Source organism: Coprococcus sp. HPP0074 (assembly GCF_964238105.1).
Lineage (GTDB): Bacteria > Bacillota > Clostridia > Lachnospirales > Lachnospiraceae > Faecalimonas > Faecalimonas umbilicata.
Genome location: NZ_CAXSKS010000004.1, coordinates 26,320 through 52,103 on the forward strand (window position 1 = coordinate 26,320; position 25,784 = coordinate 52,103).

At 44.2% G+C, this 25,784-nt stretch carries 29 protein-coding genes and 1 tRNA gene; 5 read left to right on the top strand and 25 right to left on the bottom strand.

Going from position 1 to position 25,784, the window contains the following annotated elements:
• Window positions 1-50: 50 nt before the first annotated feature.
• The 12 genes from rplW to ACESPO_RS06345 form a co-directional block, all read right to left on the bottom strand.
• Window positions 51-350 carry a 50S ribosomal protein L23 gene (gene rplW / locus ACESPO_RS06290; protein ID WP_008977000.1) on the bottom strand — a complete coding sequence of 100 codons (300 nt, stop codon included), beginning with the start codon at window positions 348-350 and terminating at the stop codon, window positions 51-53.
• A complete protein-coding gene (rplD, locus tag ACESPO_RS06295; protein ID WP_008977001.1) occupies window positions 350-970 on the bottom strand; it encodes a 50S ribosomal protein L4 in 621 nt (206 codons plus the stop codon). The genes rplW and rplD overlap by 1 nt, the downstream gene beginning before the upstream one ends.
• Window positions 971-998: 28 nt before the next feature.
• Window positions 999-1,679 carry a 50S ribosomal protein L3 gene (rplC, locus tag ACESPO_RS06300; protein WP_008977002.1) on the bottom strand — a complete coding sequence of 227 codons (681 nt, stop codon included), beginning with the start codon at window positions 1,677-1,679 and terminating at the stop codon, window positions 999-1,001.
• A 74-nt stretch (window positions 1,680-1,753) separates the two neighbouring features.
• Window positions 1,754-2,071, bottom strand: a complete 318-nt coding sequence (rpsJ, locus tag ACESPO_RS06305) for a 30S ribosomal protein S10 (RefSeq protein WP_004843615.1) — start codon at window positions 2,069-2,071, stop codon at window positions 1,754-1,756.
• A gap of 648 nt (window positions 2,072-2,719) precedes the next feature.
• On the bottom strand, window positions 2,720-3,184 hold the full coding sequence (locus ACESPO_RS06310; protein WP_016439560.1) for a glycine/sarcosine/betaine reductase component B subunit: 465 nt from the start codon (window positions 3,182-3,184) through the stop codon (window positions 2,720-2,722).
• Window positions 3,185-3,205: 21 nt separating this feature from the next.
• Window positions 3,206-3,964 carry a proline reductase cluster protein PrdD gene (gene prdD, locus ACESPO_RS06315; RefSeq protein WP_009263323.1) on the bottom strand — a complete coding sequence of 253 codons (759 nt, stop codon included), beginning with the start codon at window positions 3,962-3,964 and terminating at the stop codon, window positions 3,206-3,208.
• A gap of 173 nt (window positions 3,965-4,137) precedes the next feature.
• Complete coding sequence (locus ACESPO_RS06320; protein ID WP_008977005.1) at window positions 4,138-4,383, bottom strand: proline reductase; 246 nt, start codon at window positions 4,381-4,383, stop codon at window positions 4,138-4,140.
• A gap of 27 nt (window positions 4,384-4,410) precedes the next feature.
• Window positions 4,411-4,863: a glycine/sarcosine/betaine reductase selenoprotein B family protein gene (locus ACESPO_RS06325; RefSeq protein ID WP_008977006.1), complete on the bottom strand. Its 453-nt coding sequence runs from the start codon at window positions 4,861-4,863 to the stop codon at window positions 4,411-4,413.
• Window positions 4,860-5,150, bottom strand: a complete 291-nt coding sequence (locus ACESPO_RS06330; protein ID WP_008977007.1) for a CBO2463/CBO2479 domain-containing protein — start codon at window positions 5,148-5,150, stop codon at window positions 4,860-4,862. The genes ACESPO_RS06325 and ACESPO_RS06330 overlap by 4 nt, the downstream gene beginning before the upstream one ends.
• Before the next feature lie 49 nt (window positions 5,151-5,199).
• Window positions 5,200-7,062 carry a D-proline reductase (dithiol) proprotein PrdA gene (prdA, locus tag ACESPO_RS06335; protein WP_336305076.1) on the bottom strand — a complete coding sequence of 621 codons (1,863 nt, stop codon included), beginning with the start codon at window positions 7,060-7,062 and terminating at the stop codon, window positions 5,200-5,202.
• A 53-nt stretch (window positions 7,063-7,115) separates the two neighbouring features.
• A complete protein-coding gene (prdC, locus tag ACESPO_RS06340; protein WP_009263325.1) occupies window positions 7,116-8,432 on the bottom strand; it encodes a proline reductase-associated electron transfer protein PrdC in 1,317 nt (438 codons plus the stop codon).
• 287 nt (window positions 8,433-8,719) lie between these two features.
• Window positions 8,720-8,817: transfer RNA gene (locus tag ACESPO_RS06345), tRNA-Sec, on the bottom strand.
• Between the two features lie 232 nt (window positions 8,818-9,049).
• Between ACESPO_RS06345 and ACESPO_RS06350 the strand changes: the two genes are divergently transcribed.
• Together ACESPO_RS06350 and ACESPO_RS06355 are read left to right on the top strand one after the other, a co-directional pair.
• Window positions 9,050-10,078 (top strand): proline racemase family protein, encoded by a 1,029-nt coding sequence (locus ACESPO_RS06350; protein WP_009263326.1) that lies wholly within the window; start codon window positions 9,050-9,052, stop codon window positions 10,076-10,078.
• A gap of 29 nt (window positions 10,079-10,107) precedes the next feature.
• Entirely contained in the window at window positions 10,108-10,695 is a 588-nt protein-coding gene (locus ACESPO_RS06355; RefSeq protein WP_009263327.1) for a TetR/AcrR family transcriptional regulator, read from the top strand.
• A gap of 110 nt (window positions 10,696-10,805) precedes the next feature.
• On the opposite strand, the gene ACESPO_RS06360 is transcribed toward ACESPO_RS06355, so the two are convergent.
• The 7 genes from ACESPO_RS06360 to yedF all read right to left on the bottom strand — a co-directional run bounded on the left by ACESPO_RS06360 (window position 10,806) and on the right by yedF (window position 18,349).
• Window positions 10,806-11,042, bottom strand: coding sequence for a putative Se/S carrier protein (locus tag ACESPO_RS06360; RefSeq protein ID WP_008977012.1), 237 nt, complete (start codon window positions 11,040-11,042; stop codon window positions 10,806-10,808).
• Between the two features lie 40 nt (window positions 11,043-11,082).
• Window positions 11,083-12,219 carry an aminotransferase class V-fold PLP-dependent enzyme gene (locus ACESPO_RS06365; RefSeq protein WP_207666984.1) on the bottom strand — a complete coding sequence of 379 codons (1,137 nt, stop codon included), beginning with the start codon at window positions 12,217-12,219 and terminating at the stop codon, window positions 11,083-11,085.
• 84 nt (window positions 12,220-12,303) lie between these two features.
• The gene (locus ACESPO_RS06370) at window positions 12,304-13,209 is read right to left on the bottom strand and encodes a selenium metabolism-associated LysR family transcriptional regulator (RefSeq protein WP_009263329.1); all 906 of its coding nucleotides are present in this window, start codon (window positions 13,207-13,209) and stop codon (window positions 12,304-12,306) included.
• On the bottom strand, window positions 13,206-15,122 hold the full coding sequence (selB, locus tag ACESPO_RS06375; RefSeq protein ID WP_117577839.1) for a selenocysteine-specific translation elongation factor: 1,917 nt from the start codon (window positions 15,120-15,122) through the stop codon (window positions 13,206-13,208). Before selB ends, ACESPO_RS06370 begins: the two co-directional genes overlap by 4 nt.
• 76 nt (window positions 15,123-15,198) lie before the next feature.
• Window positions 15,199-16,602 carry an L-seryl-tRNA(Sec) selenium transferase gene (gene selA, locus ACESPO_RS06380; protein WP_008977016.1) on the bottom strand — a complete coding sequence of 468 codons (1,404 nt, stop codon included), beginning with the start codon at window positions 16,600-16,602 and terminating at the stop codon, window positions 15,199-15,201.
• A 10-nt stretch (window positions 16,603-16,612) separates the two neighbouring features.
• A complete protein-coding gene (gene selD / locus ACESPO_RS06385; protein ID WP_081636852.1) occupies window positions 16,613-17,653 on the bottom strand; it encodes a selenide, water dikinase SelD in 1,041 nt (346 codons plus the stop codon).
• Window positions 17,654-17,743: 90 nt separating this feature from the next.
• A complete protein-coding gene (gene yedF, locus ACESPO_RS06390) occupies window positions 17,744-18,349 on the bottom strand; it encodes a sulfurtransferase-like selenium metabolism protein YedF (protein ID WP_008977018.1) in 606 nt (201 codons plus the stop codon).
• A gap of 303 nt (window positions 18,350-18,652) precedes the next feature.
• On the opposite strand from yedF, the gene ACESPO_RS06395 reads away from it, so the two are divergent.
• Together ACESPO_RS06395 and nagB are read left to right on the top strand one after the other, a co-directional pair.
• The gene (locus tag ACESPO_RS06395) at window positions 18,653-19,513 is read left to right on the top strand and encodes a class I SAM-dependent methyltransferase (protein ID WP_116441097.1); all 861 of its coding nucleotides are present in this window, start codon (window positions 18,653-18,655) and stop codon (window positions 19,511-19,513) included.
• Between the two features lie 173 nt (window positions 19,514-19,686).
• Window positions 19,687-20,418 carry a glucosamine-6-phosphate deaminase gene (gene nagB, locus ACESPO_RS06400; RefSeq protein ID WP_336305335.1) on the top strand — a complete coding sequence of 244 codons (732 nt, stop codon included), beginning with the start codon at window positions 19,687-19,689 and terminating at the stop codon, window positions 20,416-20,418.
• 172 nt (window positions 20,419-20,590) lie between these two features.
• On the opposite strand, the gene ACESPO_RS06405 is transcribed toward nagB, so the two are convergent.
• The 4 genes from ACESPO_RS06405 to ACESPO_RS06420 form a co-directional block, all read right to left on the bottom strand.
• Window positions 20,591-21,358, bottom strand: a complete 768-nt coding sequence (locus tag ACESPO_RS06405; protein ID WP_320853025.1) for a nucleoside phosphorylase — start codon at window positions 21,356-21,358, stop codon at window positions 20,591-20,593.
• Between the two features lie 116 nt (window positions 21,359-21,474).
• The gene (locus ACESPO_RS06410) at window positions 21,475-22,116 is read right to left on the bottom strand and encodes an endonuclease III domain-containing protein (RefSeq protein WP_008977021.1); all 642 of its coding nucleotides are present in this window, start codon (window positions 22,114-22,116) and stop codon (window positions 21,475-21,477) included.
• An 87-nt stretch (window positions 22,117-22,203) separates the two neighbouring features.
• Complete coding sequence (locus ACESPO_RS06415) at window positions 22,204-23,355, bottom strand: DUF3878 family protein (RefSeq protein ID WP_336305075.1); 1,152 nt, start codon at window positions 23,353-23,355, stop codon at window positions 22,204-22,206.
• A gap of 58 nt (window positions 23,356-23,413) precedes the next feature.
• Complete coding sequence (locus tag ACESPO_RS06420) at window positions 23,414-23,860, bottom strand: YaiI/YqxD family protein (RefSeq protein ID WP_008977023.1); 447 nt, start codon at window positions 23,858-23,860, stop codon at window positions 23,414-23,416.
• A 178-nt stretch (window positions 23,861-24,038) separates the two neighbouring features.
• Here ACESPO_RS06420 and ACESPO_RS06425 point away from each other — a divergent pair, with 178 nt between their 5' ends.
• Complete coding sequence (locus ACESPO_RS06425) at window positions 24,039-24,545, top strand: free L-methionine (R)-S-oxide reductase MsrC (protein ID WP_336305074.1); 507 nt, start codon at window positions 24,039-24,041, stop codon at window positions 24,543-24,545.
• A gap of 25 nt (window positions 24,546-24,570) precedes the next feature.
• Here the strand turns inward: ACESPO_RS06425 and ACESPO_RS06430 are convergent, their stop codons facing one another.
• Window positions 24,571-24,924, bottom strand: coding sequence for a hypothetical protein (locus tag ACESPO_RS06430; RefSeq protein ID WP_016439552.1), 354 nt, complete (start codon window positions 24,922-24,924; stop codon window positions 24,571-24,573).
• A 22-nt stretch (window positions 24,925-24,946) separates the two neighbouring features.
• Complete coding sequence (locus ACESPO_RS06435; RefSeq protein WP_016439551.1) at window positions 24,947-25,774, bottom strand: DNA-3-methyladenine glycosylase family protein; 828 nt, start codon at window positions 25,772-25,774, stop codon at window positions 24,947-24,949.
• Between the last annotated feature and the right edge of the window lie 10 nt (window positions 25,775-25,784).

Here is a 25,784-nt window from a genome sequence, read left to right on the forward strand (position 1 = left end):
CAATTCCTAATTTTTCGTTTCACGGATTTGCACCGTATAGTTACTTTATCTTATAAGCCTTCGAAAATCTCGATATCAGCGCTTTCTTCTGTAAGCTGAACGATTGCTTTCTTTGTCTTTGCAGTTTTTCCGTATGTCATACCACGTCTTTTTGTTTTTCCATCAAGATTCATAGTATTTACGCTTTTTACTTTTGTTCCTGCGAACATTTTTTCAACTGCTTCTTTTACCTGAGACTTTGTTGCCTGTGGATGAACTAAAAATGTGTATTTCTTTTCAGCCATAGCAGCCATACTCTTCTCAGTGATCACTGGTTTAAGGATTACATCATAATACTGAATGCTTGCCATTATGCGTACACCTCCTCGATAGTCTCAACAGCTGCTTTCGTAGCGATTACTGTGTTGTATTTCAGAATGTCGTATACATTGATTGTATTTGTACGAGCTGTCTTAACAGAAGGAATGTTTCTTGCAGATAATTCTGCATTCTTATTTCCATCTTCTAAAACAACTAACGCTTTTGCTACATTTAAGTTGTTCAGTACATTCTGGAAATTCTTTGTCTTGATCTCTCCAAAGTTGATCTCATCAAGAACGATGAATTTCTTTTCTTCTACTCTACTTGTCAGAGCTGATTTCAGAGCAGCTCTCTTCTCTTTCTTATTTAATTTGAAAGAGTAATCTCTTGGTGTTGGAGCAAATACAACTCCGCCGCCTGTCCATTGTGGAGCTCTTGTAGAACCTTGTCTTGCATGACCTGTTCCTTTTTGTCTCCATGGTTTTCTACCACCGCCGCGAACTTCTGAGCGAGTTTTTGCTTTCTGTGTTCCCTGACGTTTATTTGCAAGTTGGCTTACAACTGCCATGTGTAATAAGTGTTCGTTTACTTCAACACCGAATACTGCATCGCTTAAGTCGATTGTTCCAACTTCTTTACCTTCGATATTATAAACAGATACGTTTGCCATCTGTGTGTTCCTCCTTTCCTATTAAAGACTAGATTGCTTTTACGCTTTCTTTAATTGTCACTAAAGATTTCTTAGGTCCCGGTACAGATCCCTTTACTAAGATTAAGTTGTTTTCAGCATCTACTCTTACGATTTCAAGATTTTGAATTGTAATTCTCTTGCTTCCCATGTGTCCTGGCATCTTCTTTCCTTTGAATACCTTGCTCGGATCAGATGCAGCACCATTGGAACCTGCATGACGATGGAATTTAGAACCGTGAGTCATAGGTCCTCTGTGTTGGTTATGTCTCTTGATCGCACCCTGGAATCCTTTACCTTTAGAGATTGCAGTAGCATCTACTTTGTCTCCAGCAGCAAAGATATCAGCTTTGATTTCCTGTGCTAATTCGAACTCGTCAGCGTTTTCAAATTTGAATTCTCTTACAAATCTCTTGCTTGAAACACCAGCTTTGTCAAAATGTCCTTTTTCTGCTTTTGTTGTACCGTGTCTGTGCACGATTGTTTTCTTACCGTTCTTGTCTACGTTAACGATTTTGTCTTTCTTGTCAACGAAACCAACCTGAACAGCGCTGTAACCGTCGTTCTCAACTGTCTTGATCTGTGTTACTACACATGGACCAGCCTGAAGTACAGTTACTGGAGTTAAAACTCCATCTTCGTTGAAGATTTGAGTCATTCCGACTTTTGTAGCTAAAATAGCTTTCTTCATTATAATTACCTCCTGTGATTTACAGCGGAACACTGAATATATGTGTTCATCCTAAATATAGGATTGTTACTGTCTTATTTGTTTTTCATTTTGATATCAATATAAACACCAGCCGGCATCTCTAATCTTGATAATGCATCAACTGTTTTCTGTGTTGGTGTTGTGATATCAATCAGTCTCTTATGAGTTCTCTGTTCGAACTGCTCTCTGGAATCTTTGTATTTGTGTACCGCTCTTAAGATTGTTACAACTTCCTTCTTAGTTGGAAGTGGTACCGGTCCACTCACCTGTGCTCCATTTTTCTTTACAGTTTCGATAATTTTCTTTGCTGATGCATCTACTAACTGATGATCATATGCTTTTAATGTGATTCTCATTACTTGACTTGCCATAAAAAAAGTCGCCTCCTTTTCGTACTATTCAACTTAAGTACGACAAGCGGTGACTGTACACTCTCCCGTGTGTGTCATAAAACTCTCACACGTTGTTACCGTTTTTCATCGGCTGTTATTGATTCGTACAGTGACTTGTCGCCAGTTTCCTAACTTGACATTCGCTCCACGGAACACCTGCTATGTTAAGCAGCAACCTCACGCTTCATCGCTATCATGTCACAGCTCTCTTAGTATACAAGATACTTTTTAGTTTTGCAACTATTTTTTACATTTTTTTCGATTTTTTATTGTATTTTTTAATGTACAATTTTTTTCTTCTTTCCTATTGACAATTTTCGACTCCGGCTTTATACTATCACCGAAGTTATATTAGTGATGCAGACCAAAGGCGGTGATCTTCAGGAGGATACTGTCTTTTTTTCAGCCTATCTTTTATAACTTTATACCACTAACTGTTGCTTTTGCAAGGATTTGAAAAAACTGTTTCCCCCAATAGACAGTTTGTGCGAAATTCAATCCAATATCCATTCCCCCTCTTTTAATATAACGGATTGCAAAGCAACAAACCTCTCAATAAATATAGAAGAAAGACATGCCGCAGCTTAGTCAGTCATCTTGCAGGCATGTCTTTTTTCGTCTTTTTCTTTATCCCCTTCTCATCTTTAGCTTTAACATCGCCACAGCCTTTCTCGCATCCAGCTCTGTCACACTATTTTCTCCAAGCACACACGTCTCTGTACCACTCTTACTCTTATTAATATCTACGATTGCATTCAGATTCGGGCTCTCCACAACAAAACCGCCGGAAGTCCCAACAAACTTCAATCCAGAGACAGCAATTCCTCTCTTTGTCAATTGCTCCACCGTATTGACATAATCCACATCACTATTCCCCCATCCATCCGCAGAAATGATTGCCCCATCTGCCCGCATACTCTCCGCCAACACGGCAGCTCTCGTTCCTACGAGCATTTTTTCTTCCTGATTATCAGGAGTTCCTACTATAATAATGCCTAACAGATCAAGTTCTTCATCCGAAGATATTACATCCAGAAGCGGATCCCGAAAATGATGCAGGCTTGTTTCTTTTGTAGACGGTCCGATTCCCATCGCTTTTTCCTCCTTCTTTCCTTACTGCATGGATCGCAAGATTCCATCCCGGTATTCATTCGGTGTTACGACCAGAGGCATATTTCCCATATCAATGATAGATCTGCCTCCTGCCATTCCTGATGGTTCTTTTGCAAAGAGCTGCATGTCATACATTGCCCCCTGACCAGCCACCTGTTTTACAATCACAACCTTCTTTCTTCCCGGTCTCTCAATATCATAGAACTCTCTCCGCTCTGTACACTGTTCCCCGCGCAGCTTTTTTAAACACTCCCGGTACTGCTGGACAAACTCATCGCAGAGCGCATGCGCCCTTGTGACCGCCTCACGATCCTGCCCCTTGCCGGCACAGAACGTCACCTCAAACAAAATCAGTTCATCTCCCCGCTTAGGTGTTCCAGCTTTCCCCCATGCGATCTGCTCCTCGATCACCCCTTCCGATGATCCAAATTCCGCTGTCTGGATTCCATCTACATCCACCCCGGTTAACAATACATAAGCTCCTGTCACGGTGTGTGTCACTCCCTCACCGATTTCTCCTAGTACTTTTGCTGAAATCGGAATTACATCCATAATGCTATTTGTCTCCTCCTGATACTGATCTGGATGCACAAGCCGAATACGAATCTGTTCAATCATCTCATGATCCGCTTTTTCTGCAAAAGATTCTGGTGCTACTTCTATCTCCCTCGCCCTTGTGATCCGATTTTCTTGCCCTTCCCGAACAGTTTCTGCATGAAAAGCTTTAATGACAAGACGCCGCTTTCTGATTTCTTCCACTTTTCTTTCCCCTTTCTTTCACATCTGCTTTTCCCTTCACACCTATTACAAAAAGCAATTAAAAAAACGTGTATGAATTCCCATTCTCTTTCTTCGCATCGTTCCTTTGATACTCACTCTACCAGAAATAGTTCTCATACACGTTTTCTTTTTTCATATGATATTACACACAATTATACTTTCGCTACATATTCAAATGGAAGCGGAACAATCTTTCCAGGAGTTTCAATCTCTATGAGCTGCTCCAATGTCGCTTTTACGATTGCAGTCTGCATCTCTACATCGTTCGGCGCTCCCGCATTTGCTCCCATCGGAACAAGCGGCGCTACCGCACGAGGGGTTCCAGCCTGACGTACAACCGGCGGAAGTGCCGCAATAATAATTGTCGGAATTCCCGCTTCCTCAATCGCTCTCTGCACCAGTACTGCAGAGCGGTGGCAGGTACCTCAACCGGCAGTGAGGATCACTGCATCTACACCTTCCTCTTTAAACATCTGAGCGATCGCAGGTCCTGTCTCATGTTTAAACTTCTCCTGATTTCCGCCGCCTCCCATAAATCCGGCATGCACTGGCGCGCACGCTTTGATAAATCCTTCCTTCGCCAGTTCATGGATCCGGTCAATCGGAAACATACAGTTGATGTCTTTATTGACATCCCCATTGTCATATCCACCGTGGGATACCATCAATTCATCGGATTTCATCTGATCTGTGATTTTTCTCCAAGTAAAATCACCCGCAAGATTAAATCTCTCATCGCTTTTATGGTGAACACCCGCCGCTGTTGCCAGCGCAATCGTCATATCTTTCAGCTCTTTCTTCACCGGAGTCCATACAGCCGGCGGTGTGATCGGAACAAAGATTTCCGACTGCATACCTTTCACTACTGTTAAGCTCATTGCGTTACCTCCTCATCGTCTCTATTGTTCGCACGCATTTTTTCCTGACGCTTCTGATACGTCATCAGATTGCTCATATATTTTTCATTGATCTCAGGGCCCATCTGTTCCACAAAACTCATGTTCCATGCAACTTCCTGTCCCACCTTCACCGGATAGTCTGTGATTAACATCCGCATCGGTACTTTCAGATAGCCGAGACGACCTTTCAAATCAATCCCCACACAGCCATCATGTACCTCCACGATCACCCCTTCCATCCGAATGATCTTATCCCCATACTTCATGTCATCACCTGCTATCGACTTTCCGACAGTTTCTGGCTGCCGCAAAATTTTAGTCGTATTTTTCTTTTCGCTTCTGGCTCATTGGCAGAGACTGTTCATTTGCCACAAGTTCTACCGGTTTCCCAGTCACATTAGAGATCAGCTCCACGTTATTTTCCTTCACATTTGGATTCCATTTTTTCTCCGGCTTCTTGATCTCTTCTCCCGCCATATCTGCTTTCAGCATATAAAGCGCACGAATTGCATCTTCATGACAGAGTGTATTGCATGCGAGCACTTCATTCTCGATTCCGGATTCCGATTTATTGTTATCAACCATATTGGTCATATATTTATTTCCGACAACAAGCGCTCCCTGCACTGCACAGAACGACATCCCAACTACAGAAATTCCTCTCATACCAATCTGTTCAATGTGGCTTGCAAAATCGATGTGATTGTTTCCAAACCCTTCGGTTGTGACAAATGCTCCGTCTACATCCAGAGCTTCGCACATCATTCCGACACGCTTTGACACGTAGAATTTCTCCGAATTGATCTGAGGACTTCCTACAAAAATAACGCCGCAGAGATCCAGTTCTTTGTCATACAAGGTTTCCAGTACAAGAGGTTCTCTCCAGTAATGTCTTGACATTTCCTTTGATGCAGGTCCAATGCATGTCAGCGCATGAATACATCCGTCAAGTACCTCAAGCGGAGATACCATAACCGGAACATTTCCAAGGTCTACATTTGGTTTTGCTCCAAGGACACCAACCGGCTCTACCGGAAGAATCAGATTGTCATGCATCGCTCCCTGTCCCATAATTTCTTTTACGATCACAACTTTTTTCTTACCAGGTCTTCTCACCTGTTCAAATGTTTCTGTATCAACAACAAGTGTATCATCCAGTTTCTTCAGGGCAAGGCGGATCTCCTGTGTGATCACATCCGTTGCAGTGTGGGCCGCAAGCGGTCCCGGACGTTCCATATTCGTACCTTCTTTGATGACCACTTCTGTCTTAATGAAGATTTCACCTTTCTCCGGCGCTCCCGGTCTTCCCCACATAATATTTTCATCTAAAATTCCTTCAGAAGATCCAAACTCTCCAATCTGAACACCATTTGCATCGGTACCTGTCACCATAACAACAACGCCGTCAAGCACTCTTGTTGTACCGGATCCAATCTCATCTTCCCCTTCTTTGGCTGCGATCGGCTGTACATCCATAATCGTCTCAGAGTATGTATGATACTGTTCCGGTGTGATGATATCAATCTTCAGACTATTGACAAGTTCCTGGGAAGCTGCTGCTTCCTCCTCAATCCCTTCTCGAATATATAAAACAGTTCCCTCGATCTTCGTCTCCGGTCCACGTTTTACTTCTGTAATTTTAAAATGCTTTCTTGTCAGGCTTCTGATAACCTTCTCAGGTTTCTCTTCCGCTGCCGGCGTCGCTGCAACCGGCACAACAGAAGCTGGCTGCATCGCTGGCATTTGCACACCTGCAGCACCTGCTGTGATTCCTGTCGGAATTTCGATGTCAATATCTTTTCCCTTTCCAATGTGAATCTTTAACACACCGCCAGCCGTTGTGACAATACTCTGACTGGATGCCACTTCCTCTTTTTGCTCTGCCTCTGTTTCTGCAGGCTCTTCAACAGCTATCTCCTGTTCCACTTCCTTGATTCCTGCTACCACATCCGGTGTAAGTGGCGTCAGTGAATCACAAGTCTTCGTCAATGTCGCCCCAAGAATCTGCTCGATCGTCAGAACTCCGTCCAGATTTAAAAGCCCAGAATCTACAAGATCATCAAAAATCGTTGGATCTTCCAAATTTTCAACACCAATCGTAATCCCCGCTTCCGCCCGGCAGCAAAGCACCGCTGGATCCTTCGCATGTTCTTTTGCTGTTTCTGCTGTAATTGACATAACATGTCCCTCCTTATATGAATGCTTCCCGGTCCACCAGACCGGAAAGCAGATTAAATATCCTGTTCTACTTTCTTTGATACTCTTAAGTGTCTGTACAACGGATGGTGAATTGTCCGCATCACGTGATCTGTCTGGTGGAATACTTTCAGCCCCATCTTTGGCGCAGATCCCATCACTGTGTTGGAACAGTCCGAACAGTTTCCTATTATAATGTACTCACATCCATCTTTCTTAAACTGGATGCTGTTTTTCACCTGTCCCGGACAGTTTCCCGGGCGCTCACATTTTAACGCACCATTTTTCATCTCAACGGCCTGCTTACATCTCGCAACCGATACAACCTTGCCATTCATCTTCGCACAGATATCGCGCATACGCTCCTCTGTCCCACCACAGGCACAGACAAGAAGTCCTACCGGCGCCCCATGAAGATCTGGAAGATCAATCGTCACGATCACCCCTCCGGTTGTCTTTGTCACCGGGGTATCCTCCTGCGCTGCATGCCCGGTAAATGGTCCTCCCACGATAATCTCTCCGTAAATTCCATTAATCCCTCCTGCACGCTCGATCAGTTCCCCGATACTCGTCCCGATCGGAACATCCAAAAAGACATGTGGTTCTTCGCCGCCGTTTAACTTTCCTACGACAGTTACATTCTTGGAAAAACATGGCTTTCTCTCATCGATCGCCTCTGCCACTCTAGAAACGGTCTCTACGTTGATTACAACTGCATCTGCTGCCGTCGGAAGCTGATCCACTCCAAGCTCCACTCCAAGACACTCTCTTACAACTGCTCGTTCTTCTCCCATCGGATAAATATCCGGCAAGAGATGAAGTGTGATTCCTTCCTCTTCTTTCAGTGCTTCTTTTAAAACGCGAACTGCCTTTTCATTTTTTTTCTTAATTGCAAAAATTGCCTTGGATGCATTTGTCAGCTCCATGCAATATTTTACTCCCCTTATGATCTTGTCACACTGTTCTTCAATCTGTCGGATGTTATGACAAAGTCCCGGCTCGCATTCTGCCGCATTGACAAGAATATATCCCCCGTGCAAATCTGCGGAAAGTTTCACTGCTGTCGGAAATCCCGCGCCGCCCATTCCGGTGATACCAGCATAGGCTACCATCTCAGCCTTCGTTCCTTCCGGAATCTTCACATAACTTTCTGGCTGTTCTTCCTTCTTGCGGATGACGATCTCTGTGTCAGTTACCGACTCCACAACTCCACAGACACTGGAAAATATATTGGCACCAAGCCCGTCCGGAACTGCGATCAATGTCCCTCTCTGTACATCCGCCCCCGGCTCCGTGACAGCCTTGCATGGTGCCCCCACATGCTGCTTTAATAAAATATGTACCCGTCCCACTGCTCTCGACTCCTTTATCTGTATTCACTAAAAGCTGAGTATAATACTCAGCTTTTTCATTCATCATTTAATCAAGCCTGCCCCTGTATTCTGACAGCAACAGCCCTACATTCTCTATTCTGTTCTCGGTCATCACTGACCATCTATATCCATTCCAGTCTGCACATCTATATGTAAGCCGCTCAAAGACATCTGTGCTTTACATTCTACGCAATGCATCTTCCGGAACCACAGCCTCTCTCGACTTCTCAGTCGGACTGCGGATGCATCTGGAACTTTTCTCCTTTTGGCGGAGGCATGTGGGAATCGAACCCACCCGGGACGCTCCTAACGCCCCACACTAGTTTTGAAGACTAGGAGGCACACCAGTTACCCATCTACCCCCAGATATGCATTTTCCTCTGCTCATTTACTTTATCACAAACCTATCTGTTTTTCAATAGTAAATTCCAACTTTTTTCATTTTATTTATTCTTTCAAACTCCCACTTTCCATTGACTTTTTAGGACTTTTCATTGATAATACTATTAGAAAACTGAACTACGTTCTAGTATTTAGTCTATTAACAAGTCTGCTATCTTATATACAGCTGACATAAAAATTTCGGAGGTACCGCAATGGAAATCAATCCACATTTAAACACGGACTCTTTCGAGGCCGCTTTCAAAGCAATCGACACACATACCGTAGGAGAATTTACGCGAATTATTTTATCCGGATTCCCCCCATTAAAGGGAGATACGATGATCGAGCGCAAGAACTATCTTGCAAAACATTATGACAAATACCGCACTGCCCTAATGTTCGAACCGCGCGGACATCACGATATGTTTGGTGCACTTCTGACCGATCCGATCCATCCGGAAGCAGATTTTGGCGTCATCTTCATGGACACCGGAGAATATCTGAATATGTGCGGCCACGGAACCATCGGCTCTGTCACTGCACTCATCGAAACCGGGCTTGTGGAGGCAAAGGAACCTTATACAGAAGTGGTATTGGATGCTCCTGCCGGATTGATCCGAACAAAAGCAGAAGTCAAAAATGGAAAAGTCTTAAACGTCACACTCACAAATGTTCCTGCTTTCTTATATAAAGAAAATCTTACAACGGTGATTGACGGCAAAAAAATCAAGTACGATATTTCCTTCGGCGGAAGCTTTTTCGCTCTCGTAGATCTCTCACAGATCGGCAAGACAGTCACACCGGAAAACATCCAGGAACTGACACGTTTTGGAATGCAGCTTGTAAAACAGGTCAATGAAGAAGTAAAAATCAAACACCCTACACTTGATATTACTTCTGTGGATCTCGCAGAACTGTACTGTTCTACGACAACCCCTGGATGCACCATGAAAAATGTCGTAATCTTTGGAGACCACATGGCTGACCGTTCTCCTTGCGGAACCGGAACAAGCGCAAAGCTTGCCGCACTGTATGCCCACGGCCAAATCGGCATGAACGAACCTTTTGTATATGAAAGTTTCATCGGCTCTAAATTTACCGGAATCGTCAAAGGGGAAACAACTGTCGGGAACTACAAAGCAATCATCCCACAGATTACCGGAAGTGCCTACATTACCGGAGCAGCAACCTATGTGATCGATCCGGATGATCCGCTAAAGTATGGGTTCCAAGTTGGATAATCTTCACACAAAAAGAAAGGAGGCAGCTTATGCCTAGAAAACGACAGACGACAAAGAGTAAGATTGTAAAAGCTGCATGGAACCTTTTCTATAAAAAAGGATATCACGCAACGACAATCGATGATATCATCACTGCCTCCCGAACATCCAAAGGCAGCTTTTATCATTATTTTAAAGGAAAAGATGCCCTGCTCGGCTCACTTGCCTATCTGTTTGATGATAAATACGAAGAGCTTGTCGCATCGATGGATCCAACTCTTTCTGCCGCTGACAAACTTCTCTATTTGAACTATGAACTGTTCCTGATGATCGAGACAAGCGTGGATATGGAACTTCTGACACTACTCTACTCCTCGCAGCTGACGACAAGAGACCAACGTGCACTTCTAGATGATCAGCGATTCTATTTCACCTGCATCCGGGAAATCATCGAAGCTGCACAGAACTGTGGGGAGTTTACTTCTGAACGCTCCGCAAACGAACTTGTTCATCTCTACACGATGTATGAACGCTCACTGATCTACGACTGGCTACTCTGCCAGGGATCCTACTCTCTGAGCAAATACAGCGCAGAACTTCTGCCGGGAACACTGGCACAGTTCCTCGCCAAAAATTAACACAAACAAAGAACAAAGGTTTGCAGAATATAATAAAAATTGAGGGTATCGCCCAATCATTCAATTAGATGATTGGGCGATACCCTCACAATTTTTATTTCTGTTCCTTCTTATACCATGCACTCATGCATCTCTTCTTCTTGAAGTCCGACTTTCTCCATAACGCTTTTTAACGCTTCCCGCTCTGTCAGATCTGCACACCAAGATAATCCACAGCCCGCAGAGATTGTACGCGGAACTGGGATCAGTCTTCCGGCAGCTCCATGCTCCTTACATGCTTTCTCCATCGCCATCGCATCTGCTGTTGTATGGAAAGTGATCACTAGTTTCAATTCTTTCTTTCTCATGTTTTCTACTTACTTTCTTTTCTTTTTATTGTCTCTGCATCTACTCTTCTGACAGTTCCCGGATTGCTTGGATCGCTGTCTCTACTTCTTCTTCTGTATTATAATGCGAGAAGCTGAAACGTACTGCCCCTTGTTCAACCGTTCCAAATGCTTCATGCATCAGTGGCGCACAGTGTGCCCCCGGTCTTGTAGAAATCCCGTAGGTCATCAGAAGCTCATCGCTGACTTCTGAAGAGTCATACTCCCCAATATTCAGCGTCACGATCGGACAGCGTCGCTCTGTCGAGAAATCCCCGTAAATTTTTACATTCGGAATCTTTTTCACCCCGTGATAGAACTGCCACATATACTGAAGTTCCTTCTCCCGGATCTGATCAATCCCCGTCTCCTCCAAATATTTCACTGCAGCTCCAAGCCCTGCGATTCCATGTCCGTTTAGTGTCCCTGCCTCCAGAGCAGTAGGCATTTCTTTCGGATGATGCTTATTATAAGTATCGACACCACTGCCGCCACACTTGAGTGGGCGGACTTCCAATCCTGTGCGGACATACATTCCCCCGGTTCCCTGCGGACCTAACAAGGATTTATGCCCGGTAAAACATAAAATATCAATCTGCATCTGCTGTACATCGATCGGATATACCCCTGCCGTTTGTGAAGCATCGACAATCAAAAGCACCTGATGTCTCTTCGCAATTTCTCCCACACGAGCAATATCGATCATATTTCCCGACAGATTTGAGCCATTCGTACAGACGATCGCCTTTGTGTGTGGACGAATCGCCGCTTCCATTTCATCGTACGAAATATTCCCCGACGGATCACTGGAAACAATCGTCAGCTCCACACCGTTTTCTTCCATTGCATAAAGCGGCCGCAATACTGAATTGTGCTCTAACATCGTCGTCACAACATGATCCCCCGGACATAACACACCCCGGATTGCAATGTTCAGACTCTCTGTCGAATTATTTGTAAATACAATACTTTTTGGACTCTCCGCCCCAAAAAGCTTTGCCAGACGCTCTCTCGTATCGTAAATCACTCTCGATGCATCTAAAGATGCCTCATGTGCCCCCCTGCCGGCATTTCCCATACACTGCATTGCATTTGCGACTGCCTCGATGACTTCCTTCGGCTTTCTCATCGTCGTCGCAGCATTATCCATATATATCATAACCGTACCTGCCTGCTTTCTTTTTCTTGCAGAACCGCAGAAAATAACTTTCACATTCCCTGCGGTTCCCACCAGCATTTTCTTCTAAAATGTCTGGTAAACCTCTCTTGTCACCTTAATAAACTTCTCTACTGCCTGCGGCAGATGAAAATTTTTGTTGTATACGATATTCAGATTTCTTCCTCCTCGCTGTGACGGAAGAGAAAAACTTAATATCCTTCCATGGATCAGTTCATCCTGCGCTGCGAGCTTTGACAGTACAGAGACACCCAGTCCATTTCCGACAGACCGCTTGATGGTCTCTGTATTTTCAATACTTGCAATGATATTCAGACTCTCCACCTCAATACCATTTTCCCGAAGTTGACGTTCCGCCTCTTTCCGCGTTCCCGATCCTTCTTCACGCATGATGATCGGCTCATTCATGATCCAGTCAAGTGGGGAACCAATCTCCCTTAGTCTGCGGAATTTTTCATTGTTCGGTGTGATCACGACAAGTTCATCCCAATAAAACGGAATGTACTTGCAGTTCTTTTTCTCCATCACCGTCCCGGTAAAACCGATATCTGCAGTATGATTGATCACATGTTCAATCGCTCTTGCACTGTCAGTCTCCATCACTTTAAACTGTTCTTTCGGGTACCGTTCACTAAATCTTGCCAAAATTCGCGGTAAAAGATACTGCGCCGGAATCGTAGATGCCGCAATCGTAATACACTGCGGTGCATCTTGTTCTTCATGAAGAAACGCATACTCAATCTTCCGTTCCAGCTCTACCATCTGCTTTGCATATTCATATAAAACGGTTCCATCTTCTGAGAGGCTGACCTCTTTTGTATTCCTCACAAACAGCCTTGTATTCAACTCTTTTTCCAAAGAAGCAATGTGTGCGCTGATTGTCGGCTGTGTCAGGAATAATTCTTTTGCTGCCTTGGAGAAACTCCGTCCTTCCGTAACCTTCACAAATGCTTCCAGCTGTTTTAAATTCATACGTATGCTACCCTTTCACTTTCTGTTCCGTTTCGTTTTGTCACTTTTATGCTGTCCATATATTCCATGATCGGCTTCGCACTCTTGCGACTCGTATTCAGTGCATCTCGAAGCTCTGCGATCGTGATGATCTCGCGCTCCCTCAGCATTCCTTCCACAATCTCTCTTGCTTCTTCCATGAAATGCTTCCTTGTATACAGATCCTCTGCCACCTTTACCACACTTCCCTCATCTACAAGAAACATTACAATATCTTCGGCCATCGGACGTTCCTTCTCCTCAAATGGGATCTCAGAAAATTTCGCGAAATCAAATTTTGCGTCTTCAAACACAGTGATCATCTGATCATGCAGTCTCTGATATCTTTCATCTTTTGGGATTTCAAACTCCGGCAATGCCAAAAATTCCTGATGGCGTCTCAAGACACCTTTCTCCACAAGCAATTCCATATAAAGGTCAAATACATTCGCCTTGACTTTCTTCAGATAAGTCATATGTACTTCCGCCTTCTTCATACCATATCGATACGGATGACTGTTATGATAACTGCGCAGCGTTTCACACAAAGTCTCTCTCATTGCATTTTCACTCGCCGCATGCCATACATAGACATCTTTCTTCATCTGGAATACATATACTTTTCCCTGTGCTTCCAGTGATCGTACATCTGCCTCCACTTCTTCCATAGAAAGTGCAGTCAATTTCGCAAGTTCCCCAAGTGTTACCATCGTCTCTGCATGCGCCTTGACATGAAGTTCGATAATATCCTCGGAGGAACCTGATTCTTTCTGCTTCAGTTCCTCGATCACATCCTGCTGGAAACGCTTCTTTCGCTCTGGATTTGGCTCCAGAACAACGCCTCCTCCGATTGTCTCCATCGGGGAATAGAAACGGACAACAAATTTGTCTCCCCTTCGCAATGCCACCTCTTCTTCCAGACGAAGCTGCACATATCCACTCTCTCCCGGACCCAGATCTTCCTTGTCAAGAAGTACCGCTCGACAAAGCACTTCACTTGTTCCCGTGAAGAAATGTAGTCTCGCATGATTGGTCAACACTCGCATCGAAGATGGGAGCATATTCAGCTTCACATCAAGAAGCATTGTATTTTTCATACTGTTCGGCGGCGCCAGCACACATCCTCTCGCAATTTCCTTCTTTTTTACATTCGAGAGATTGATTGCCACACGCTGCCCCGCATAACAGCGGTCCACATCCTGCCCGTGCACTTGAATACTTCTAATTCGGCACTCTTTGCCAATCGGATACATCTCAAGAACATCTTCCTTGCTGATACTTCCCGTCAGCAGCGTTCCTGTGATGATTGTCCCAAATCCGGATAAAGTAAACGCACGGTCGATCGGAAGCCGCGGGATCGTGTTGATCTCTTTTGGCTCCACCTCTTTTGCCGTCATCTGCTCAATTACATCGATCAAGTGTGGAATCCCCTCTCCTGTCGCTGCAGATACTTCTACGATCGGAGCATCTTCCAGAAAAGTGCCTTCCAGTTCTTCCTTGATTTCTTCCTCCACAAGTTCCAGCCACTCCTCATCAACCAAGTCACATTTGTTGATAACAAGAATGCTTTTTTCAATTCCAAGCAGCCCGAGAATATCCATATGTTCTCTCGTCTGCGGCATGATTCCTTCATCTGCTGCCACAACAAGCATGACAAGATCCATTCCAACGACGCCTGCCACCATGTTGTTGATAAATTTTTCATGTCCGGGAACATCGATGATTCCGACACGATCCCCGTTTTTCAGATCAAAATAAGTAAATCCGAGGTCGATCGTAATCCCTCTCCTCTGTTCCTCCTCCCACCGGTCTGTATTTCGCCCAGTAAGCGCTTTTATCAAAGTTGTCTTTCCGTGGTCAATATGACCTGCGGTTCCAATAATGATATTCTTCATCTGTACTGCCTTTCTACCTTCGGGGATCTTTGCCGATCCCCTTTTTTCTGATTCAGGCGAATCTCTTTGCTTCCCCTTACTCCAATATCTCTTCTTCTTTGAGCATCTTTGCGATCTTCGGATACCATTTCTTATCCACTGTGCGCACATCGATCACAATCTTGTCATTCATTGTACGCACGATCATCGGAACAGACATATGTCTCAGCCGAAGTTCCAACTCTGCTGTCGTAATCTTTTCCGGATGAATCGTCACAGCCATACTTGGGATCCTCTCCAACGGCAGAGATCCTCCTCCAATCTGTGACTCACATGGCTCCATCTGAATCTGAGCCGGCAATTCTGCCTGCTGTAACAGTGCTTCCAATTCCTGCGCATCTCTTGTAATCTCTTCGATCTCTTTTGTGATCATGCGAAGTGCCGGAATATTCTGGATTGCTTTTTCCTCAGATAAATACTCCTGTAAAACGACCTCCAGCGTTGCCGCTGTAAACTTATCAATCCGAAGCGCTCTCGTCAGCTGATTTTTCTTCATCTGATCAATATATTTCTTCTTGCCGACAATGATTCCCGCCTGCGGACCTCCGAGCAACTTATCCCCGCTGAAGCACACGACATCTGCACCATTTCGCACAGAATCCTGTACGGTTGGCTCATAGGTCAGTCCATATTTGCTAAGATCGATCAGCACACCGCTGCCAAGATCTTCAATTACAGGAATCTCCCGCTCTTTCCCAAGCGGAACAAGTTCTGCGATACTTACGTTATCTGTAAATCCAACGATTCGGTAGTTACTTGTATGTACTTTTAACAGCGCTGCCGTCTCCTCTGTGATCGCATTTTCATAATCTGTATAATGCGTCTTATTTGTCGTACCGACCTCTACAAGCGTTGCTCCACTCTGCTCCATCACATCGGGAATCCGGAATTTTCCGCCGATCTCTACAAGTTCTCCCCGGGAGACGATCACTTCTTTTCCTTTTCCCATTGTGCTCAGGATCAGCATAACTGCCGCCGCATTGTTATTCACCGCCATCGCCGCCTCTGCTCCGGTAATTTTGCAAAGTAATTTTTCAAAATGCGAATAACGTTCCCCTCTTGCTCCTGCTTCCAGGTTATATTCCAAATTAGAATAATTCATTGCAATATCCGCAATGTGTCTCATATGACGCTCCCCAATCGGTGCACGTCCAAGGTTTGTATGCAAAATTGTTCCGGTTCCGTTGATCACTGTACGCATATTCGGCGTATGCATCGCCTTTACTGCCTCCTGAATCCGTACAGACAATTGTTCAATCTCCCGGATTCCTTCTGCTTCGTCTTCGCATGTTCCGATCAACGCCCGAAGTTTATCCAACTCCTCCCGCACCGCTTCCAGCACGGTATCGTAACTGTACTGCTCTGTCAGCTCCCGAATTTTTTCGTCTTCCAACAGTACATCTACCTTCGGTATCCTGCGGTATAATAAATTCTTATTCATTTTACTTTCCTTACTTCAGGTGAATCAGTTTTTCACCCTTTTCCAGTACCTTTCCAATTATTGATATTTTCGTATCCATTCCCTTTTCTGCAAAATCTTTTATCATTTCTTCTGCCTGCTCTGGGGAGACACTGACTAAAAGACCGCCTGATGTCTGTGGATCATACAGAAGATCTACATAATGTTCTGCAACGGTTCCACAGTCTACCTGATCGATCGAATATCCGCGGTTCTTATACGCTCCTGCCGGAATCAGCCCCATCTGTGCATATGAGATTGCCTCTTCCAGATAGGCAATGTCTTCCACATGCAGTTCAAAGGTAACTTCACTTGCCGACGCCATCTCGACACAGTGACCTAATAGTCCAAATCCTGTAATATCGGTGCAGGCTGACACATCATATTTTTCTACAACTTCCTTTGCCTTCTTATTCAGAGATGCCATTACCGTCACCGCTTCCTTCACAGCAGCTTCCGATGCCATCTCCGCTTTGATCGCCGTGTTGACGATTCCGGTACCGATCTGCTTTGTCAAGATCAGTATATCCCCCGGTCTGCATCCGTAATTTTTAAAAATCTTCTTCGGATGAACAAAACCGGATACACAAAGTCCATATTTTGGCTCATCATCCTGCACGGAGTGTCCTCCTACGAGTACCGCTCCTGCCTCTTTCACTTTATCTGCTCCTCCTGCCAGGATTTCTCCCAACACTGCCGGATCCAGACAATTCGGAAATCCTACGATATTCAGCGCAATCTTCGGTTCCCCTCCCATCGCATAAACATCGCTGAGAGAATTTGCCGCTGCAATCTGACCGAAAGTATAGGGGTCATCCACAATTGGAGTGAAGAAGTCCACGGTCTGAATCAGTGCAATATCCTCTGTCACTTTATAGATTGCCGCATCATCGGACGTCTCGATGCCGACGAGCAGATTGTCATCATGAAATTTTGGTAGCTTACCCAACACCTGGGCAAGTGTCTCTGGACCTATCTTGGCAGCTCAACCCGCCGTCTTCGTCAACTGCGTTAATTTCACGTCTTTTTTCATCGCTTTTTTGTTCTCCTTCTCTCTGTCTTTTATCTTTGTTTCTCCTTCAGCCGGATTTTCCTTATATGAAATAAAACCTCTTTTTGCTTGCTAAGGCTGAATGATCTTTCCTGCCTCTGCCATCTTCTCCACGATTGTATACATATTTGTCACAGATCCTACTTCCAGCTTATCTGTCAGGCCGTAATAGTTCAGACATGTTCCGCACGTCAGAATCTCAACACCCTGCGCTTCTAAACTCTTTAAATCTTCCAGAGAATCCGAACCTTCTGCTGTCAAAGTTGCCCCTCCATTGTAGAAGATCATCGCCTTTGGCAATTCTTCCAGCTGTGTCACCGCAAAAATAAATCCTTTGATCAGTACCTTTCCGAGTTCATCATTACCGCTTCCCATTTTGTCAGAAGCGATCACAACAATCGTATCTCCCTTACGATCTGGTGTACATACTGCTTCCTCTCCTGCTTCCTTGGCTACTGCACCGTTCATCTGGATCGTCACTTTAAATTCTTTCTCTCCCAATTTTTCAGAAGTTACATTTCCCCCTGAGCTAACTGCCATCTTTGTCACATTCTGAACAGCGATCTCATTGTCCACAAGTACTTCTATCGTCTCAGGACCTGTAATCTCCTGCATTGCCTTTTTTGTTTTAATTACTGGAATCGGGCAGTTATCACCCATCGCATTTACTGTAATCATTTTCATATCCACCTTTCTTTTTTTCAAGTGCCCCTTCTTCTTCACTTATAGATACATTCTATCACTGTTTTCCACTTTGGTAAACCTAATTTTCTACATTTTTCCTCCAATTTCCCCAATTCTACGGTTCTTCCTGCAAAATCATTGAAAAAAGTCGGATTCTATGAGAATATAAGAAGAAACGTAAAATCAATACTCAAAAAAACAGCATGAAAAATTCCTGAATGGAACAAACGTGCCTGACATTGAAATAGCAAACTTAACTATTCTAAGAGAAAACGAACAACAGAAAGGAATAAAAATATGTGGATTGCAGATCACTGGAAAGATTATGAAGTTATTGACTGTTCAAACGGGGAAAAACTAGAGCGTTGGGGAGACTATCTGCTCGTCCGTCCGGATCCGCAGGTTATCTGGGATACTCCAAAGTCACACAAAGGATGGAAACATATGAATGGTCACTATCACAGAAGTTCAAAAGGAGGCGGTGAATGGGAATTTTTTGACCTCCCTCAACAATGGCAGATTCATTATGGAACGCTCACCTTCAATCTGAAACCGTTCAGTTTCAAGCATACAGGACTGTTCCCGGAACAAGCTGCAAACTGGGACTGGTTTTCTGAAAAAATTAAAAATGCCGGGCGTCCGATCAAAGTACTGAATCTTTTTGCCTACACCGGCGGTGCAACACTTGCTGCTGCGGCGGCGGGAGCACATGTCACACATGTAGATGCCTCAAAAGGAATGGTAAACTGGGCAAAGGAAAATGCTGTTTCTTCCGGCTTAAAAGATGCACCGATCCGCTGGCTCGTGGACGACTGTGTCAAATTTGTTGAGCGTGAGATCCGCCGCGGCAACACATACGATGCGATCATCATGGATCCTCCATCTTACGGAAGAGGTCCAAAAGGAGAAATTTGGAAAATCGAGGATGCCATTCATCCACTCGTGAAACTCTGTACAAAGATCCTGTCAGACAATCCACTGTTTTTCCTGATCAATTCCTACACAACCGGACTTGCACCGGCAGTACTGACCTACATGCTCGCCACAGAGTTAAAACACTTCCATGGAACTGTAGAATCTTCCGAAATCGGACTTCCAGTATCGGAAAGCGGACTTGTCCTTCCATGCGGTGCTTCGGGTAGGTGGGAAGCCATTTAATTTTGCCTCTCGCTTTACCATCATCTACGTTATCTGATTGTAGGTTTTTTTTGTACTTTTGTTGATTTCATCTGCAAAAACTTGCTTTTCCAGTTTGATTTTGTTACATTTGAATTATCTAAAGTACAAATTTCTAATTTATTTATAAGCATGGAAACTGGAGGAGAACTATGATGAAGATTTTCAAAATGAAAGATTATGACCAGATGAGCCAAAAAGCAGCCAATCTCATCGCTGCACAGATCATTACAAAGCCAGACTGTGTACTTGGACTTGCAACCGGTTCCTCACCGATCGGTACATACAAGCAGCTCATCGAAAAATATAACAACGGAGATCTTGATTTTTCCAAAGTCACTACTGTGAACTTAGATGAATACAAGGGCCTTCCTCGCGACAATGATCAAAGTTATTACTATTTCATGACCGATAATTTATTTGACCATGTCAACATCGACAAAGAGAATACACATGTGCCAAATGGAATGATCGAAGACAGTGAGAAAGAATGTGCTGACTACGAAGCTCTGATCGCTTCTCTCGGAGGTCAGGATCTTCAGCTTCTCGGACTTGGTCACAATGGACACATCGGATTCAATGAGCCTGCAGATGATTTTGCAAAGACAACTCACTGTGTAGATCTTCAGGAAAGTACGATCGAGGCAAATAAAAGATTCTTTGCTTCCATCGACGACGTACCAAGACAGGCTTACACTATGGGAATCGGAACGATCATGAAAGCGAAGAAAATTGTTGTGGTTGTAAGTGGCGCTGACAAGGCTGACATCGTAGAAAAAGCATTTTTCGGACCGGTAACACCACACGTTCCTGCTTCCATCTTACAGATGCACCCAGATGTGACAGTCGTAGGGGACGAAGCAGCTTTAGCAAAAGTAAATTTATAATTTCACCTGCTGCGTGAATTCAATCTAAAGATATTAAAAAACTTATATCAAAACTTTCATAAAAGATGCTATCCTGACTTGTATCACTCACAAATCGGGATAGCATCTTTTGTTAAAATTCTATTATTTATCTTTCCTACCACATACTAATATCCCTGTAATCTAAAAACCTTTACATCTTCACTACCGTATCAAGGCAAAGCATCAGTGCATATTCATATGAGTTGCCACCAAAATTTCGTTCATCATATTTATCAACATTTGCAAGACTATCTGCAGTATAAAGTATCATTCCCCAATTCACTCCACGAAAAGCCGCACAAGCTGCAAGTGCCGAACATTCCATTTCCACAACAGAGCACCCTTCGCTTTTTCGATATATTACTTTCTCTTTCGTTTCACGATAGAATCCATCCGTTGACCAGGTAATAACTTCCTGATATTTCATGCCATGTTCTAGTATAGTTTCTTCAATGGCTTTTCTTGCCATTTCATCCACTTCTATAAAACGTGAAGGCGGAGCATAATGATAAGATGTTCCTTCCTCTCTCAGAGCCTTGTACGGTACAAGAAATGTTCCTTCGCGAAATTCTTCCAAACATCCACAAGAACCAGCAGAAATGATTTTTCGCACACCATAGCCAATCAACCAATCTAAAATCTGTGTCGCCGGAGCAGCTCCTACTGGCGCCTGACAGATCACAACCTCTTCCCCTTTGTGTTCCGTTATGTAAATCGGATACTCTTTCGTTGCACTAATGAAATGCGCTACCTGTTTTAAAGCATTCTTACTCGCATATTCCTCAATATAATCTTCCAGAAAAGCAAAAACACATTTTTGCGGAAGTTTTATATTTAACATCTCGTGTGTAGGATTGATAATCGCATCTTTTTCTGTATCAAACTCCAATATCGGAATTTCATTTTTTATGATACTCATTTTTCTACCTCGTAAACTTTAAATCCTTGTTTTTATGATACTTCACTTTTGGGGCTAAATCTATTTTGTAACTTCAACGTTACACATGTTTCTGCTGATCCTGCGTAAATACTATCCTAAATTTTCTTCGCACAGATATCTGCCAGACAGCATCTGTCGCAGTGTGGTTTTGTGCGGGCCGTGCACACTTCCCTTCCGTGGTATACAAGTCTGTGACAAAAATCGCTTCCTTCCTCCGGTGGGATGATCTTCCAAAGTTCCATCTCTACTTTCTTTGGCTCCTTAATGCCATCCACCAGTCCGATTCGATTTACAAGACGGATACAATGTGTATCCGTGACGATTGCCGGCTCCCCAAATACATCACCCATGATCAAGTTTGCACTTTTTCTTCCGACACCCGGAAGTTTCAGAAGTTCATCAAAGGTCTTCGGAATCTGTCCCCCATACTGCTCTTTTAAAATCTTCATACATGCGCTGATGTCTCTCGCCTTGCTTTTTCCAAGCCCACAAGGGCGCACGATCTCTTCGATCTCCGCCACATCCGCGTCTGCCAACGCATCCACATCTGGAAATTTTTCATATAATTTCTCTACCACAATATTCACCCGTTCATCGGTACACTGTGCCGCCAGTCTTACCCCGATCAACAATTTCCATGCCTGGTCATAGTCCAACGTACACTCTGCATCTGGATATTCCTCCCGCAAGCGCTCGATCACTTCCAGCGCCAGTTTCTGCTTTTTTGTCTTTGCCATCTTTATCTTCTCCTGTCATCCCGTAATTTCTACTGTTCTTTTTCTGTTTTCTCACGGTCTGTCTTCTTTTTATTTTGTTTTTCTATTTTACATCTTTTTTCGGATTCTGTCTGCAACATTTTTCCCATCTTCTGTGAAAATCCAGCTGTTTCTTCCTCTTCCCCGAAAGAATCCTCGGTTTCTTGCCTGTCTGTGACAATTCCTTCCTATTGTTGTTTGCCGCTTCACCTGCGATACCATATAGTAGATCCGAAATTGAAAATGATCCCATTCCATCACCGTAAAAGGATGCTCCTCCAAAATGATGACCTCAAACTCTCCCCGATGATACTCCGGATATGTACCTGTAAATCCTGCTCGAATCAGTTTCTGTTCCGCCTGCTTCCGTTTTTCTGCAATCTTTTGATGAAATGCCGTTCCATAATCCCGCTTTTCATAAGTACCTGACTCGGCTTCCACTGCCTGTAAGATGGTTTCGTAAAGTTGCTCTCTGCTTGGATCCGTCAGCGCTCTTGTCAGCCACCGTTCCAGAGATCTCGATGGAAATCTGCGGTACAAACGAAGCAGTGCCAAATATCCTCGATCCTGTGCCATCGCCGCAAACTGCTCCATACATGCAATTCCTTCATAAGTCGCAGGATATTTTTCTTCCAGCGACTCTCGTACCGGGGACCAATTCCGAAATGGAGCAAACTCTACCAGCCTCAAAAGTTCCAATTCTCCTTCTGTACAGACTTCTTCTCCCACATACGCAAATTTGTCATAGATCGTTCCTGCCATATAGACAAGCCGCCTCCACTGCTCCTGTCCTTCCATCCAAAAATGCCCTATCTCATGGTACTGATAGCAGGTTCTAGATTCACGGATTTTTTCAAAATGCAGTGTAAACACCGTTTCCTCCCCATGAAGCAAGCTCTTCTGCCGCACAACAAGTACATAAGCGCCCTCTTTCCCGGAAATCCTCGCAGACAGTTCCAATCCTCCCGCTTGCTCTTCTACGGCAACCTCTCCTACCATTCGGCAGTTTTCCAAGACCAGATAATCCTCAATCGCATCATTCATCATATATGGGATTAAATAACTTTTCCCGCTTTCCTCTTCTTTCTCTTCAGGTTCCTCGCAAAGTTCAAATACTTGATATTTAAAAATCTCCGCAAGCTTCCAAAACGCCAAAGGCATCTGCTCCTGCAGCCCATCCAGATATTCCGATAATTCCTCTCGCACTTTCACTGCCTCCATACTCTCACCTGCCTCTCTGCTATCTTCTTTCCTTCCGCTCTTTTATCCATAGCTGTTCCTATAACTGAAAACTCTTTCGAACGATCCTCTCAAATGCTTCTGCAAACTTTCTGTCATCCTCCTCGGTACGTCTGGCAGGTCCTTTCAGATGATGCTTGCTCTTTGCCCTTCTGGCTTTCTTAGCCATATGCCTCTCCATCAGGAGCCTGTCAATATTTTCATTTGTATACTCTCGTCCATTTTGATGGATACAGTAAGCACCTTTTCCAAGCACCATCGCCGCAACACCATAATCCTGCGACACAACAATATCCCCTCTGCTACATGCTCCGACAAGTGCAAAATCAACTGCATCCATCCCCGCACCGATTACTTTCACTTCACTATAATCAGATGACAATACATGATTCGTATCACAAAATAAAATGCAGGGAACACTATATTTCTCTGCAATCTGCTCAATCAACCTGATAACCGGACATGCATCCGCGTCTACTAAAATCATATATCTCCTCCTGAATCTGATATTATTTTCCACATCTTATATTTTGCTTCCCGCTTTTTTCCACATTTCCCATCTTTCATCCACATAAAAATCCCCATCCTGGCTTTTGACCTGTTCTTCTTCTTGTGATAGAATGACTTTATTAAATTGCCGTTCGAACGGCAGAATGGAGTTTTTTATGAAACAGATTGCAATAACTTATCCTGATGACAAAACTTTGATGTACCGTCTTCTCAGAACACAACTGACCGGACTGGTCGACGGAGTTCCTCACCTGACTGCAAATCTCGCAAATACTTCCGCACTTCTTGCCGGAGCACTGCGCGACATTAACTGGGTAGGATTCTACCTTCTGAAAGACGACACTCTGATTCTCGGACCATTCCAGGGAAAACCTGCATGCGTAGAGATCAAAGTAGGAAAGGGAGTCTGTGGTACTGCTGTCGCAGAAGACCGCACAATGCTTGTGCCAGATGTCCACGCATTCCCGGGACATATCGCTTGTGACTCTGCCTCTAATTCCGAAATAGTCGTTCCCATCCACTGCAGCGGGAAAGTAGTCGGTGTCCTCGATATCGACAGTCCATGCCTTCATCGGTTCGACGATGAAGACCGACATGGATTAGAATGTCTTGTCCACACGCTCGAGGGAATGCTGTCCGAATCCCTTCTGGAACTTTGCTAAAGAGAAGCTCATCCTACAAATGCTCTTATGCTTCTGTCAAAATCCGAATGATCTGCACACGTCTCTGTGTCATCAGCGCAAGCACATTTTTTGCCTGCGCTGTATTTTTTCTGGCAAATGTATTCTGAAGCTGTGGAAGAAATTTCTTCATACTCTGCATTCTCAGCCGCTCCATCGTCTGACCGATTCTCTGCATTGTCATTCTCGCAGCTGACCACTGCCCTCTTGTCACTGTCTGCCCAAGCCGCAGGAACTCCTGTCCCCTTACAAACTGCTCCAATTCTTTAAAATATTGTTCTTCCCCAAACTGCTCTATTCCTTCTGAAACACAGATTCCAAACTGCTCCAGTTTTTTTATCTGCACTGTTCTGTCTGCCACTATTTATACCTCCTGTCACTTCTTACATATGCCTTTTTTCATGATCTCCGGTCAGTTCATAGTAAAAAATGTACTGCTGCATCACACCCTGCATGCCCTTATATCTGCGGTTTGGAAATCCTCGCTTATAGTGCTTCTGAAGTGCCTGACTGATGTGTGTATCTATCGGAAATGCCTGCAGATGATGAAGCGCAAACAGACAGATACAGTCTGCAACTTTCTCACCGACTCCAAACAACTTTAACAACTCTTTCTTTGCTTTTGCATAAGGCAGATGTCGGATTGCATCCAGATCCACTTCCCCTGATACAATACTTTTTGCAGTCCGCACAACGTATTTACTGCGATATCCAAGATTACATGCTTTGAGATCATCATCCCCAAGTTCCGCTAGTTTTTCCGGCTCCGGAAATGTATAAAATGTATTTCCGGAATCGCTTGTCCTCTCCTCCCCGTATGTCTCACACAGATTTTGAATACACTTCCGGATTCTCGTGATATGGTTCTGCTGGGAAATCAGAAATGATGCTATCATCTCCCACAAATCCTGCCGGAGAATCCGTATCCCACTCCCCCACTCTGCCGCCGCGAGCAAGTAAGAATCATTTGGGTTAATCCCCTCTATATAACTTTGATAATCCGTTTCCAAATCAAAATAATCGTTCCATATCTCCTCAAACTCGTGCGGTGTGCAGAAAAATGTACATTGCTCTCCCTCCTGCAAGATTTCCAGAGATCTGCCAAATGCAATCACCCTGTAACAGTTCTCCGATACTCTCTCCATCCGAAAGCACTGCCCCGAATCGCAGATCTGCTGCAAGTTGAAATGTTTGCTCTGTCTTATCACCATATCGTTTCCT